General features: G+C 68.2%; 9 protein-coding genes. 2 read left to right on the plus strand and 7 right to left on the minus strand.

Going from position 1 to position 14,240, the window contains the following annotated elements:
• Positions 1-56: 56 nt before the first annotated feature.
• The 7 genes from HA039_RS07035 to ngcE form a co-directional block, all read right to left on the minus strand.
• Entirely contained in the window at positions 57-1,364 is a 1,308-nt protein-coding gene (locus HA039_RS07035) for a sugar ABC transporter permease (RefSeq protein WP_167025394.1), read from the minus strand.
• Complete coding sequence (locus HA039_RS07040) at positions 1,361-2,149, minus strand: ATP-binding cassette domain-containing protein (RefSeq protein WP_167025397.1); 789 nt, start codon at positions 2,147-2,149, stop codon at positions 1,361-1,363. Before HA039_RS07040 ends, HA039_RS07035 begins: the two co-directional genes overlap by 4 nt.
• 213 nt (positions 2,150-2,362) lie before the next feature.
• A complete protein-coding gene (locus HA039_RS07045) occupies positions 2,363-3,463 on the minus strand; it encodes a substrate-binding domain-containing protein (RefSeq protein ID WP_167036351.1) in 1,101 nt (366 codons plus the stop codon).
• Positions 3,464-3,596: 133 nt separating this feature from the next.
• A complete protein-coding gene (locus HA039_RS07050; RefSeq protein ID WP_167025400.1) occupies positions 3,597-4,796 on the minus strand; it encodes an ROK family transcriptional regulator in 1,200 nt (399 codons plus the stop codon).
• A gap of 472 nt (positions 4,797-5,268) precedes the next feature.
• Positions 5,269-6,186, minus strand: a complete 918-nt coding sequence (locus HA039_RS07055; RefSeq protein WP_167025403.1) for a carbohydrate ABC transporter permease — start codon at positions 6,184-6,186, stop codon at positions 5,269-5,271.
• Positions 6,186-7,109 (minus strand): carbohydrate ABC transporter permease, encoded by a 924-nt coding sequence (locus HA039_RS07060; RefSeq protein ID WP_167025407.1) that lies wholly within the window; start codon positions 7,107-7,109, stop codon positions 6,186-6,188. The genes HA039_RS07055 and HA039_RS07060 overlap by 1 nt, the downstream gene beginning before the upstream one ends.
• Positions 7,110-7,195: 86 nt before the next feature.
• Entirely contained in the window at positions 7,196-8,644 is a 1,449-nt protein-coding gene (gene ngcE, locus HA039_RS07065) for an N-acetylglucosamine/diacetylchitobiose ABC transporter substrate-binding protein (protein ID WP_167025410.1), read from the minus strand.
• A 501-nt stretch (positions 8,645-9,145) separates the two neighbouring features.
• Between ngcE and HA039_RS07070 the strand changes: the two genes are divergently transcribed.
• Positions 9,146-12,991 (plus strand): GH92 family glycosyl hydrolase, encoded by a 3,846-nt coding sequence (locus tag HA039_RS07070; protein WP_167025413.1) that lies wholly within the window; start codon positions 9,146-9,148, stop codon positions 12,989-12,991.
• 156 nt (positions 12,992-13,147) lie between these two features.
• A complete protein-coding gene (locus tag HA039_RS07075) occupies positions 13,148-14,194 on the plus strand; it encodes an alcohol dehydrogenase catalytic domain-containing protein (RefSeq protein WP_167025416.1) in 1,047 nt (348 codons plus the stop codon).
• Positions 14,195-14,240 lie beyond the last annotated feature (46 nt).

Here is a 14,240-nt window from a genome sequence, read left to right on the forward strand (position 1 = left end):
GGCTGTGCCCGGCACCCAGGGTTCGGGTGCCGGGCACAGGCCCGCGGGAACCGCGGTCAGGCGCGACCCGCGCTCTTCTGGGTCTTCCGGGTGACGGCGTCGATGACGACCGTCGCCAGCAGCACCGCGCCGGTGATCATGTACTGGATCGGCGAGGCGATGCCCTGGAGGGCGAGGCCGTACTGGATCGAGACGATCACCAGCACACCGAGCAGTGCGTTCCAGGTGCGGCCGCGGCCACCGAAGAGGCTCGTACCGCCGATGACGGACGCCGCGATGGCGTTCATCAGGAGGTCGCCCGCGCCGGCGCCCTGGTTCGCCGCCTGGATCTTGGAGGCGAGGAAGAGACCGCCGACGGCCGCGAACGTACCGGCGATCGCGAAGACCGAGATCCGGATGGTCGCGACGTTGATACCGGCGCGCCGCGAGGCCTCGACGCTGCCACCGAGGGCGAAGACCTTCCGGCCGTACGTGGTGCGGCGCAGGACGAAGTCGGTGACGACCAGCACCACGAGGAAGATCACGACCGCGAGGGGCAGGCCCTTGTTCTGGTTGTAGACGATCGCCACGGCGAAGGCGAGCACCGCGAGCAGCGCCGTGCGCAGCACGATCTCGCCGACCGGCCGGGAGGGGATCCCGGCGGCCTCGCGGCGGCGGTTCTCCGTGAAGGACGTGAAGAAGAAGACCGCCACGGCGACGACGGCGAGGCCGTAGGCGGCCGCCACGTCGGTGAAGTAGTAGGTGGTCAGCTTGGCGAGGACGCCGTCGTTGGGCAGGTTGATCGTGCCGTCGCTGCCGAGGATCTGGAGCATGAGGCCGTTCCAGAACAGCAGACCGGCCAGGGTCACGGCGAAGGCGGGCACGCCGATCTTCGCGAAGACGAAGCCGTGGAGCGCGCCGGCGACCGTACCGGTGAGGATGGCCAGCACGAGGGCCAGCCATTCGTTCATGCCGTGGGTGACGCTGAGGACGGCGAAGGCGGCGCCCGCGACACCGCTGACGGAACCGACCGACAGGTCGATCTCGCCGAGCAGCAGGACGAAGACGATACCGACGGCGATCATGCCCGTGCCGACCATGGCGACGGAGATGTCGGAGAGGTTGCCGGCCGTGAGGAAGTTCGAGTTCAGGCTGGTGAAGATCGCCCAGATGATGATCAGGCCGACGACGACGGGCATCGAGCCCAGGTCGCCTGCGCGGATCTTGCGCTTGAACTCGGCGACGTACCCGCTGAATCCCTGCTCGCGCACGAGGAGGCGGGGGTCGACGACGGTGGACGCGCCCGCCGCCGGCGCCGGGGCGTCGACGGGCGCCGCGGTGGCGGTTCCCGGCTCGGCCGGCGTGGAGGCCTTGTCGATACTCACTTCTGAACCTCCACATTGCGCGACGCACGGCGGGTCACGGCGTTGTCCGTGGCACCGGTGATGGCGGCGATGATCTCTTCCTGCGACGTGGTCTTGACGTCGAAGACGCCGTTGTTCCTGCCGAGCCTGAGCACGGCGACCTTGTCGGCGACGGCCTTGACGTCGGCCATGTTGTGGCTGATGAGGAGGACGGCGAGGCCGCGCTCCCGCAGCCGCTCGACCAGGTCGAGCACCTGGGCCGTCTGCTCGACGCCGAGGGCGGCGGTCGGCTCGTCGAGGATCACGAGCTTGGGCTCGCCCAGCATGGAGCGGGCGATCGCCACGGTCTGGCGCTGCCCGCCGGAGAGGGAGGCGATGGGGATGCGCACGCTGGGTATCCGGATCGACAGCGTGTTGAGGAGCTCGCGCGAGCGGCGCTCCATCTCGACCTCGTTGAGGATGCCCCAGCGGCGCAGTTCCCGGCCGAGGTAGAGGTTGCCCACGACGTCGATGTTGTCGGCGAGCGAGAGGTCCTGGTAGACGGTCGCGATGCCCAGGTTCTGGGCGTCGTGCGGCCGGCCGATGGACACCGCGTCACCCTGCCACTCGATGACGCCGTCATCGATGGGGTGCACACCGGCGATGGTCTTCACCAGCGTTGATTTTCCGGCGCCGTTGTCGCCCACGAGGGCGAGCACCTCACCGGAGTGGACCTCAAGCTCTACATCGGTGAGCGCCTGGACGGCACCGAATCGCTTGGAGACCCCTCGCAACGCCAACACGGGCGTAGCGGTCACATGAACCATCTCCTTCGCCGCCTGACCGGCGGGGATGCCGCACCTGGGGGAGGCGCGGAGGTCGAGCAGAAGAGAACAGACGAAGAGGGCCGCGGAAGCCGGCGGCCTGGGGTGAAGCGTTCCGTCCGGCACCCCGCCCCGGCTGCGGGGCTGTTGATGGGCGGGGTGCCGGACAGGCTTTTTCACCGGGAGCAGGTCACCGGGCGGACCCGGAGGGACGTGCTACTTGATGCCGGCGGCGTCGCAAGCGGCCTTGTACTGAGCGGTGCAGATCTCCTGGACCGAGTACAGGCCGTCCTTGATGACGGTGTCGTTGATGTTGGCCTTGGTCAGCGAGACGACCGGGACCAGCACCGACGGCACGCCCTTGGTGGTGGGGCTGTCGACCGTGGTCTTGGAGATCGAGTCGAGCTTCTCGCCCTTGGCGAGCGCGACCGCCATCTGCGCGGCGACGTCGGCCTCCTGGCCGTACGGCTTGTAGACGCTCATGAACTGCGTGCCCGAGACGATGCGCTGCACGCCCGCGAGCTCGGCGTCCTGGCCGGTGACGGGGGGCAGCGGCTTGATGCCGGCGCCCGTGAGGGCGGTGATGATACCGCCGGCCATGCCGTCGTTGGCCGAGTAGACCCCGACGATCTTGTTCTTGCCGAGGGCCGAGATCGCCGCCTCCATGTTGGCGTTGGCGTTCGCCGGCGACCACTCCTTGGTGTCGTACTCCTTGCCGATCTTCACCTTGCCGTCGAGCACCGAGTGGGCGCCCTTCTTGAACAGCGCGGCGTTCGGGTCGGTGATGGCACCGTTCATCATGACGATGTCGCCCTTGGACGCGTTGGCGCCCAGCTGGTCCAGGAGCGCCTGGCCCTGGACCTTGCCGACCTCTTCGTTGTCGAAGGAGGTGTAGGCGTCGATCGGGCCCTCGGCCAGACGGTCGTAGGCGACGACGGGGATGCCCGCGTCCTTGGCCTTCTGGATCGAGCCGGCTATGGCCTTGGAGTCCACCGCGTCCACGATCAGCACGTTCACCTTGTTGGTGATCATCGCGTCGACCTGCTGGTTCTGCACCGACGCGTCCTGCTTGGCGTTGGAGTAGACGATGGTGGCCTTGCCGTTGGTGAGTTCCTTGATCTTCTTCTCGATCAGCGGCCGGTCGAGCTTCTCGTACCGCGCGGTCTGGTTCTCCGGAAGGAGCAGTCCGACCTTGATCGCGTCTGTCTTGACGGTCTTGGGGGCGTCCGCCTTGTCGCCGGACTCCTTGGCACTACCACAGGCGGCGAGGGAAACAGCCATTGCGGTGGCGGCTGCGGCCACGGCGGCACGACGCATGTTCGCGTTCACTTCAGAAACCTCCCTGACGAGGCCGCGTCGTTGCGGCCGAGGTGGCTGGAAGTCAACTCGTCCCTGAGGCCGACGTCAAGGAGTAAATCCTTAACGAGATGACAACGGTGCCATTTGTTATCTAAGTGAAGGCAGGAGTCGCGACCGGCAACGCGTTCTCAATAAGGGATGAATCGCCCATTTCGCTCAGGACCAAGGCCAGTGCGCCCAGCACTTCCGCCCGGCTGCCGAGCGCCCCGGGGAGCACCGAGAGCTGTCGCGCCGCGCTCGGGATCGCGTACCGGGAGACCGACTCCCTTATCGGCCCGAGCACCAGCTCCCCAGCCTCCGCCAGATCGCCGCCGAGCACCACCCGGCTGGGGTTCAGGAGGTTGCACAGATTGGCCACACCGCTGCCGATGTGCCGGCCCACGTCCCCCACCACGCGGCGGCAGCCGGGGTCGCCGTCCCGGGCGAGCTGCACCACCCGCTCCATGGTCAGGTCGGCGCCGTGGCTCGACCGCAGGAGGGGCAGGACGTACCGGGCCGCCGTGAAGGTCTCCAGACAGCCGCGGTTCCCGCAGCGGCAGACGGGCCCCGACTCGTCCAGCGTGATGTGCCCGATCTCCCCCGCCGTACCGCCGGGCCCCCGGTAGATCTGGCCCTCTATGACCAGGCCCGCGCCGACCCCGCTGGCGACCTTGATGTACGCCAGGTCCTTGACCCCGCGCCCGCTCCCCCACACCAGCTCGCCGAGCGCCCCGAGGTTCGCGTCGTTGTCGACGTACACCGGCACCCCCAGGCGCGCGGCCAGTTCCTCGCTGGGGTTGATCCCCGTCCAGCCCGGCAGGATCGAGGTGGAGCCGAGCGTGCCGGACTCGACGTCGATGGGCCCCGGCACGCCGAGGCCGACGCCGACCACCTTCTGCCGGTCGACGCCGGTGGTCACGATCAGCCGCTCGACGAGCTCCTCGGCCCGGCCGAAACCCTGCGCCGAGGAGGCGTCCACGTCGAGGGGCTCGGACTCCTCGGCGAGCACCTGGTGCGCCAGGTTCCCCACGGCCACCCGCAGGTGGGTGTGGCCGAAGTCCACTCCGATGACGATGCCCGCGTCCCCGCTGAGCGAGACGCTGCGGGCCCGGCGGCCCCCGGCGGAGGTGGGCGTCACCTCGACGGTGCCGCCGTCCTTCAGCTCCCGGACGATGTTGGAGACCGTCGCCGCCGACAGGCCCGTACTCCTGGCGATCTCCGCCTGGGTGAGCGCGCCCGCCATGCGTACCGCGCGTACGACCCTTTCGAGGTTGGCCCGGTGCAGCGACGACTGCGACCCTGGAGTCTCCACGACTCATCCACTCCCGCCCTTGGGTGACGGCACGACGACCGTCCCCCGGCCGGGGCCGCGCCAATGAGACCCCGACGTATCTCCAACTTGTGAAGCCTAAGCTCAGCCTTTCGGGCGGTCTCCCGTCAAGACCTTGAACGGGGCAGGACCGTCGCCGAGTTCACGGAGCGACCAGGTCCGAGCGCCTCTGACCCGCCGTCGGATCATGCGGCGCCTGGGCTGCGCGCCCCTCGGACCGCCGCCCGCCGGGATGCGTTCCCGCGTCGTGATTCCCGGGCCGGTGGCCGGTTACGGCGATATCCGGACACCTGGCGCGCTTCCGTACCGGAGCAGCGGGAAGGGCCCCGGCGTCTGCCGGGGCCCTTCCACCGCCTGACGGGTACGGGTGCGTTACGGGCGTTCCGCGGATACGGAACCGTTATGTCCGCCCGCCGTTACCTCCGTACACCGAACCGTTATCCGAGCGTGACCGCTACTTGAGCGCGCCCGCCGTCAGCCCGGCCACCACCTGGCGCTGGAAGATGATGTACGCCCCCAGCACCGGGAGCATCGCCATGACGAGGCCGGCGAAGAGACCGGACCAGTCGCCCTTGTAGCCCTGGCTGCTCGCGAGCTGCACGAGTCCCTGGGTGAGCACCTTCTTGTCCGGGTCGGTGTTGAGCACCGTCGGCAGCAGGTACTGGTTCCACTGGCCGAGGAAGTTGAAGATGCCGACGCTGATCAGGCCGGGCTTGGCCATCGGCAGCATCACCTGGAAGAAGGTCCGCGTGTGCGAGGCCCCGTCGATGATCGCCGCCTCGGCGACCGACGTGGGCAGTGTCTTGAAGAACGACGTCAGGAAGAACACCGTGAACGGCAGCGAGTAGGCGATGTACACCAGGATCAGGCCGTGGATGGTGTTCAGCAGACCGAGGTTGTTCATGACGTAGAACAGCGGGACGAGCGCCAGGATGACGGGGAAGCTCATCCCTCCCACGAAGAGGAAGTAGATGAAGCGGTTGCCCGGGAACTCGAAGCGCGCGAGGACGTACGCGGCCATCGAGCCGAGCAGCAGCGTCCCGATGAGCGAACCGGCCACCACCAGGATGGTGTTGAGGAAGTAGTCGCTCATGTGCGCCTGGGTCCAGGCGCGCGACCAGTTCTCGAAGTGCAGCCTGTCCGGCAGGGCCCACGGCGTGGTCAGGATCGACTTGTCGTCCTTGAAGGACGTCATCACCGCCCAGAGCAGCGGCAGCACGACCAGGACGGACCAGATGACCAGGACGCCGTGCGAGAAGACGTTGAGCACGCCACCGCTGCGGTCCTTGCCGGAGGGCGTGTCCAGCTTCTTGACGACCGGCCGTGCCTCGACGGTCCCGGCGGGAGGAGGAGGGGTGTCAGTGGTCTTCATCAGAACTCCAGCCGCTCACGCCGACCCAGCCGCATCACGACGGCGGAGAAGATCAGCGTGACGATGAGAAGGGCGACACCGATCGTGGTCGCGTATCCGGCCTGACCGTCACGGAACGCCTTCTGGTAGACGAGCAACGTCAGCACACTGGTGGAACCGTCGGGCCCGCCGGGGCCCACGGTGATGATCTGGACGACGGCGAAGGACTCCGCGCCCAGGGCGAGGATGCCCATGTAGACCCAGCCCGACTGCACGGTGTCCCACAGCAGCGGCAGGGTGATGCGGAAGAAGGTGGTGACCCGGCTGGCGCCGTCGAGCAGCGCCGCCTCGTAGAAGTCCTTCGGGATGGAGGCCATGCCCGCGGAGAACAGGACGACAAAAAAGCCGACCTGACTCCATACCAGGACCGCCATGACGCACCACAGGGCGAGGTCCGGGTCGCCCAGCCACTCCGGCTGGACGCTGCCGAGGCCCACGCCGTCGAGCGCGGAGTTGATCAGGCCGCTGTTCGGGTTGTACGCGAACTGGAAGAGCAGCGCGACGATCGCGATCGAGAGCACCTGCGGGAAGAAGTAGACGATCTTGTAGAAGCCCGAGCCCTGGACCCCGGCGATCGCCGCTCCCTTTCGCCGCCGTCCTCCCACGTTCAGCATGAACGAGAAGAACAGCGCCAGGCCCAGCACCACGACGGGCAGCAGCAGCGCGAGGAGAACGCTGTGCTGCAACGACTTCCAGAAGGTGTCGTCGTCCAGCAGCCGGGAATAGTTCCCGAAGCCGACCATCTTGAAGTCGGGGCTCAGACCGGTCCAGTCCGTGAACGAATAGTAGATGGACTGAATGAATGGCCAAATGACGAAAATGGTGTACATCGCCAAGGGGACCACCAAAAATCCCACGATGAACCGGTACTTGCCGTGTTGCATGTCTCCCGACCCCGAATCCTCGGCGGGTGCCGCCGTACTGCCTGGGGAACCGGAAGCCCCGGTGGGGCTTCCGGTCACGTCCGCTCCTACTGGTGCTTGTAGTGCTTGATCGAGGTGTCCTTGGCGGCTTCGTCGGCGAAGCCCTGCGCCTTCTTGACGGCCTCGGCCGGCGTGATGCGACCGGCCATCAGCTCACCGAGGACACCGGTACCGATCTTCTCCTTCTGGAGAGCCACGTACCAGTCCTGGAGCCGCGGGTTGAGCACGTTGTCACCCGCGAGCTTCAGCGCGTCCACACCCGACTGCATCGCGGTGGACAGGGTCAGGCCGTCCGTGCCGCCGTTGAACGCGCTCAGGGACTTCACCTTCGTGGTGAAGTTCTTCGACGCGGCCTCGCTCAGCATGACGCGCAGCTGCTCCATGCCGCCCTGCGGGTTCGCGGCCTTCGCCGGCACGATGAACGGCTCGCCGCCACCGGCCCAGATGGTGCCGAACGGCAGCTTGTCCGAGCTGTCCAGGCTGGACGGCGCGGCCACCTTCATCTGGAAGTCCTTCGGCGTGGTCTTCGCCGCCTCGTTCTCGACCCAGGAGCCGTTCGGGATGAACAGCGCCTTGCCCTCGGTCCACGCGGTCTGCGACTGGATGTGGTCGATACCGGGGGTGCCCTTGAGGATGTAGCCCTTCTTGAACAGCTCGTAGTACGCCTCGAAGGCGGACTTCACGGCCGGGTTCTTCCAGGCGTTCGGCTCGAGGTTGTCGATCGCGTCGAGGACCTCGCGGCCCCCGATCTTGCCGATGAACGGGTAGAGCGAGAACGGGATGTAGTACGGGTACTTGCCCGCGTACGTCCAGCCGGCGATGTTCTTCTTCTTGGCCTTCGCGCAGAGGGCCAGCATCGCGTCCCAGTCCTGGGGGTACTCGGCGTCGAGCTTGTCGAGAGCGGTCTGCGAGTACCACACGCCGTACACGGTGTAGGCGTAGTTCATGATCCACACGGGGTCGCCGTCGTACTGGCCCATCTCGACGATGCCGGGCCGCAGGGTGTCGCGGACCTTCTTCGCCGGGTCGTCGATCGACGGCGCGTCGAGCAGCGGGGTGAGGTCGGTCAGCTGCTTCTTGCCGACCAGGACGCCCATGTCCATCTGCTCGGCGCCCGAGTTGTCGATCAGGTCCGGCGGGGTGCCGCCGTTGAACCGGGGCGACAGCTCGGACTGGATCTTCTGCGTCGAGGAGAACTTGACCTTCGCCTTCGGGTACGCCTTCTCGAACAGCGCGACCGAGTCCTTCGCGTACTCCGTACCGAACCCTCCGTCGAACAGGACGAAGTCGAGCGGCGCCGTCTCGTTCACCCCGAGCGGGTTCTGTGCGGACGTCTTGCCCTTCTCGACCTTCTTGTCGGTCCCGCTGTCGCTGCTCGCGCACGAAGCCAGGAAGCCCATCGTCGGGACGGTGATCAGGCCGATCGCGGCCGATCGCTTGATGACGTCTCGACGGCCGAGGCCCTCGTTGGTGTGCTGAGCGGAGGTGGATCCCATGCTCAAGTCCTCGCCTTCTCCAGGACTCAGGCGGTGTACCGGTCGCCCGTCCTTCTCGTCTGAGGCGAAGGGCCCCGCCACCGCGGTCAAATGAAGCTGGGTCGTGCAGGATTGTGGTGCTCGAATACAGAGAGAACGGCCTGAATGGCCGGTCGGATGCGGGCAGAGCCCTCCCCGCCGTCCCCGGTTCCTCCTGATCCGCCCGCCGCTTGAAACCTCGCGGGCCGGGTCCGACAGGTATAGTCCACTTGCCGCCGGGGGAGCAAGATCGAAAGCAGGTTTGGACGGCAGTCTTTCCCTAGTTGAGACCTCGCGGATATATGAGCCGGTGATGTCCTCATTCGACCACCAGGGCTTCTCCGAAATGAACGGGTCTCGGCCACTCCCGTCCCCGACACACCTTCAACACCCTTGACACCACTCCGCAGTTGCCTCCTACTGGACCCCGCGTGTCCTGTTTGACAACGTTGTCCAGCTTGGTTTCGCAGGAGGAAACTCGGTATGCAGGAGAGATCCGGTCCCCGGCGCAGACAATGGCATACGGCCGCCCTCGTGGCGACCGCGTCGTTGCTCGTCCTGACGGCCCCGTCCGCCGCCCTCGCACAGCCCGCCCGGCCGGCGCCGGCCGATAGGGAATTCACCTCCTCATTCGAGGCGGACGAATCCCAGCCGGACTGGCGCAACACCGTAGAAGTCGGACCCGACGGCGGGAAACGGGCATCCGGGGTCGACGGCGGCTTCAACGCCGGTATCCCCGGCAATGTCACCGACCAGGTGACCGAGGTCCGCGCCAGTGCCGAGAACGGAGGTGGCGGCGAGACCAAGGAGAATCTGGTCGACGTCACCCCCGGCACGAAATGGCTCGCCTTCGAGTCCACCGCCTGGCTGGAGTTCGACCTCGCACAGCCGGTCAAGGTGGTCACCTACGCCCTGACCTCGGCGAACGACCACGCGGAGCGCGACCCGGAGGACTGGACGCTCCAGGGCTCGGCCGACGGGAAGGAGTGGAAGGACCTCGACTCCCGTACCGGCGAGACATTCTCGGAACGCTTTCAGACCAAATCATATGAATTCGATAATTCAACCGCGTTCGCGCATTACCGGCTGAACATCACGGCGAACAACGGTGGTTCGGGCTCCAACATCACCCAACTGGCGGACGTCCAGTTCTCCGACGGCGACACCAGCCCGCCGGCGCCGGCCGAGATGCGCACCCAGGTCGACCGCGGCCCGTCCGGCTCGCCGACCGCGAAGTCCGGCGCCGGGTTCACCGGCACCCGGGCGCTGAAGTACGCCGGTACGCACCAGCCCGAGGGGCGCGCGTACTCGTACAACAAGGTCTTCGACGTCAACACGGCCGTGCGGCGCGACACCGCGCTCTCGTACCGGATCTACCCGTCCCTCCCGGAGACGGACCTCAACTACCCGGCGACGAACGTGTCGGTGGACCTGGCCTTCACCGACGGCACGTACCTCAGCGACCTCAAGGCGCTCGACTCGCACGGCGGCCTGCTGACCCCGCAGGGCCAGGGCGCCGCCAAGCGGCTGTACGTCAACCAGTGGAACCAGGTCGACTCCCGCATCGGCTCGGTCGCCGCGGGCAAGACCGTGGACCGCGTCCTGGTCGCGTACGACGCGCCCAAGGGCCCCGGGAAGTTCCAGGGCTGGATCGACGACATCACCCTGGCGCCCAAGGCCCCGGAGAAGCGCCTCGCGCACCTGTCGGACTACGCGTCCACGGTCCGCGGCACCAACTCCAGCGGGTCGTTCTCGCGCGGCAACACCTTCCCGGCGACCGCCGTGCCGAACGGCTTCAACTTCTGGACCCCGGTGACCAACGCCGGTTCCGACAGCTGGCTGTACGAGTACGCGCGCGCCAACAACGCCGACAACCTGCCGACGCTCCTGGCGTTCAGCGCCAGCCACGAGCCGAGCCCCTGGATGGGTGACCGGCAGACCTTCCAGCTGATGCCGTCCGTGGCCACCGGCGTCCCGGACCCGGACCGCGCCGAGCGGGCGCTGCCCTTCCGGCACGAGAACGAGACGGCGAAGCCGCACTACTACGGCGTCACGTTCGAGAACGGCCTCAAGGCCGAGATGACGCCGACCGACCACGCGGCGATGATGCGGTTCACCTACCCCGGTGACGACGCCAGCATCGTGTTCGACAACATTTCGAACGCGGGTGGGCTCACCCTCGACCCGGCGACCGACTCCTTCACCGGCTTCTCGGACGTCAAGAGCGGTCTGTCGACCGGCGCGACACGCCTCTTCGTGTACGGCGTCTTCGACGCCCCCGTCACCGCGAGCGGCAAGCTCACCGGCGGCGGGCGGGACGACGTCACCGGCTACCTGCGCTTCGACGCGGGAGCCGACCGTATCGTCGGACTGCGCCTCGCGACCTCGCTGATCAGCGTCGACCAGGCGAAGAAGAACCTCGCCGACGAGATCCCGGCCGGCACGGGCTTCGAGAAGGTCGAGAGCCGCGCGCAGAAGGCGTGGGACGGCCTGCTGGGCCGGATCGAGGTGGAGGGCGCGGACCACGACCAGCTGACGTCCCTGTACTCCAGCCTCTACCGGCTCTACCTGTACCCGAACTCGGGCTTCGAGAACACCGGTACGAAGGCGCGGCCGAAGCAGCAGTACGCCAGCCCCTTCTCGCCGCAGACCGGCCCCGACACGCCGACCCAGACCGGCGCGAAGATCGTCGACGGTGAGGTGTACGTCAACAACGGCTTCTGGGACACCTATCGGACGACGTGGCCCGCGTACTCCTTCCTCACCCCGAAGAAGGCCGGGAAGCTCGTCGACGGGTTCGTCCAGCAGTACAAGGACGGCGGCTGGATCTCCCGCTGGTCCTCACCCGGGTACGCCGACCTGATGACCGGCACCAGCTCGGACGTGGCCTTCGCCGACGCGTACGTGAAGGGGGTCGACTTCGACGCGGAGACGGCGTACGAGGCGGCCCTGAAGAACGCGACCGTGGCTCCCCCGATGTCGGGCGTGGGCCGCAAGGGCATGGAGACGTCGCCGTTCCTCGGCTACGCGTCCACCGAGACCCACGAGGGCCTCTCCTGGTCGCTGGAGGGCTACCTCAACGACTACGGCCTCGCGGAGATGGGCCAGGCGCTCTACAAGAAGACGAAGAAGGCGCGCTACAAGGAGGAGTCCGAGTACTTCCTCAACCGCGCCCAGAACTACGTCTCGCTCTTCGACACCAAGGCCGGCTTCTTCCAGGGCCGTAACCTCAAGGGCGACTGGCGGGTGCCGTCGGCGAACTACGACCCGCGGGTCTGGGGGTACGACTACACCGAGACGAACGGCTGGGGCTACGCCTTCACCGCGCCGCAGGACAGCCGCGGGCTGGCCAACCTGTACGGCGGCCGGGCCGGACTCGCCGACAAGCTCGACACCTACTTCGCGACGCCGGAGACCGCCGGGGCCGAGTTCGTGGGCTCGTACGGCGGCGTCATCCACGAGATGACGGAGGCGCGCGACGTCCGGATGGGCATGTACGGGCACTCCAACCAGGTCGCCCACCACGTCACGTACATGTACAACGCGGCCTCGCAGCCGTGGAAGACGCAGGAGAAGGTCCGCGAGGTCCTCTCCCGGCTCTACACCGGCAGCGAGATCGGCCAGGGATACCACGGCGACGAGGACAACGGCGAGCAGTCGGCCTGGTACCTCTTCTCGTCCCTGGGCTTCTACCCGCTGGTGATGGGCAGTGGCGAGTACGCGATCGGCTCGCCGCTCTTCACGAAGACGACGGTGCACCTGGAGAACGGCCGCGACCTGGTCGTCAAGGCGCCGAAGAACAGCGCGAAGAACATCTACGTGCAGGGCCTGAAGGTCAACGGCAAGACCTGGAACTCCACCTCGCTGCCGCACGACGTGCTGGAGAAGGGCGGGGTCCTGGAGTTCGCCATGGGATCCAAGCCCTCCACCTGGGGCACGGGCGCGAACGCGGCCCCGGTCTCGATCACGAAGGACGACAAGGTGCCGGCGCCGCGCACGGACGCGGTCACCGCGTCGGGCCCGCTCTTCGACAACTCCTCGCGCACCGAGGCCCCCGTCGAGTCGGTGGACCTGCCGGTGGCCACGTCCACGCGGGCGGTGCAGTACACGCTGACGTCGGCCAAGGCCGCTACGGCGCCGGGTGGTTGGCGGCTGGAGGGTTCGGCCGACGGCACGACGTGGAAGACGCTGGACACGCGGGCGGGTGAGACCTTCGCGTGGGACAAGCAGACGCGGGCGTTCACGGTCCCGCGTCCCGGGTCGTACGCGCACTACCGGCTGGTGACGGACGGTCAGGCGACGCTGGCGGAGGTGGAGCTGCTGCGCTGACGCGGGACCTTCGGGTGAGGACGGGCCACCAGCACACGCCGGTGGCCCGTCCGGCGTCCGGGGGCCGCGCGTCGGTGGCTGGGCCCACGCGTGGCGGTCCGATCCCGTCCGGCGCAGACTGGGAAGTGGTGTGCTTCCACGCAGAGGGGACGCGCGATGGCCCTCACCCGTCGGACCAGGAATCGTACGGTGCTCGTGTCGGAGCCGGGCGGCACGTTCACCGTCACGGAAACCCCCGTGCGCGAGCCAGGCCCCGGCGAGGTGCGGGTCGCCGTGGAGGCGTGCGGGATCTGCCATTCGGACGTGTCGGTCGTCGACGGGCAGCTGCCGGGGACGGCCTTCCCCCTCACCCCGGGCCACGAGATCGCCGGGCGGGTCGAGGCCCTCGGGGACGGGGTCACCGGCGTACGGAAGGGGCAGCGCGTCGCGTGCGGCTACATCGCCGGGACGTGCGGGCGCTGCGAGGCGTGCCGGTCCGGGGACTCGGTGAACTGCGTGGAGGCGCAGACCCCGGGTGTCTCGTACCCGGGCGGTTTCGCCGACACGGTGGTGCTCCCGGAGAGCGCCCTCTCCCTGGTCCCCGACGGGCTGGCCTCGGCGGACGCGGCGGCGCTGGCGTGCGCGGGCCTGAGCGCGTTCAACGCCCTGCGCAACAGCGCGGCCAGGCCGGGTGACCTCGTCGCGGTGCAGGGGCTGGGCGGGGTGGGGCACCTGGCGGTGCGGATCGCGGCGCGGATGGGCTTCGAGACGGTGGCGGTCGCGCGGGGCAGGGAGAAGGCGCGGCTCGCGGTCGATCTGGGGGCCGACCATTACATCGACAGCACGGAGCAGGACGTGGCCCGGACGCTGACGGAGTACGGCGGCGGGTACGGGGGCGCCAAGGTGGTCGTCTCGACGGTCACGGACGCGGCGGCGACGACGTCGGCGCTGGGCGGTCTGGGCCGGCGGGGCGAGCTGGTCCTCGTGGGGATCGCCCCGGAGGACCTGCGGATCAGCGGCTGGGAGCTGATCGGCGGGACGAAGAAGGTCTACGGGCTGATCTCGGGGACGACCCTGGATCGCGAGGAGATGTTCCGCTTCGCGGTCAGGACGGGGATCCGGCCGTGGACGGAGCAGGTGCCTCTCGAAGAGGTGAGCGCGGCCTACGCGAGGATGCTGGCGGGCGAGGCCCGCTTCCGCATGGTGCTGACCACCGGCCACTGACGAGGCAGGCCCGGTCCCCCCTCCCGCGCGGGAGGGGGGACCGGGC

The sequence above is a fragment of the Streptomyces liangshanensis genome, assembly GCF_011694815.1.
GTDB lineage: Bacteria > Actinomycetota > Actinomycetes > Streptomycetales > Streptomycetaceae > Streptomyces > Streptomyces liangshanensis.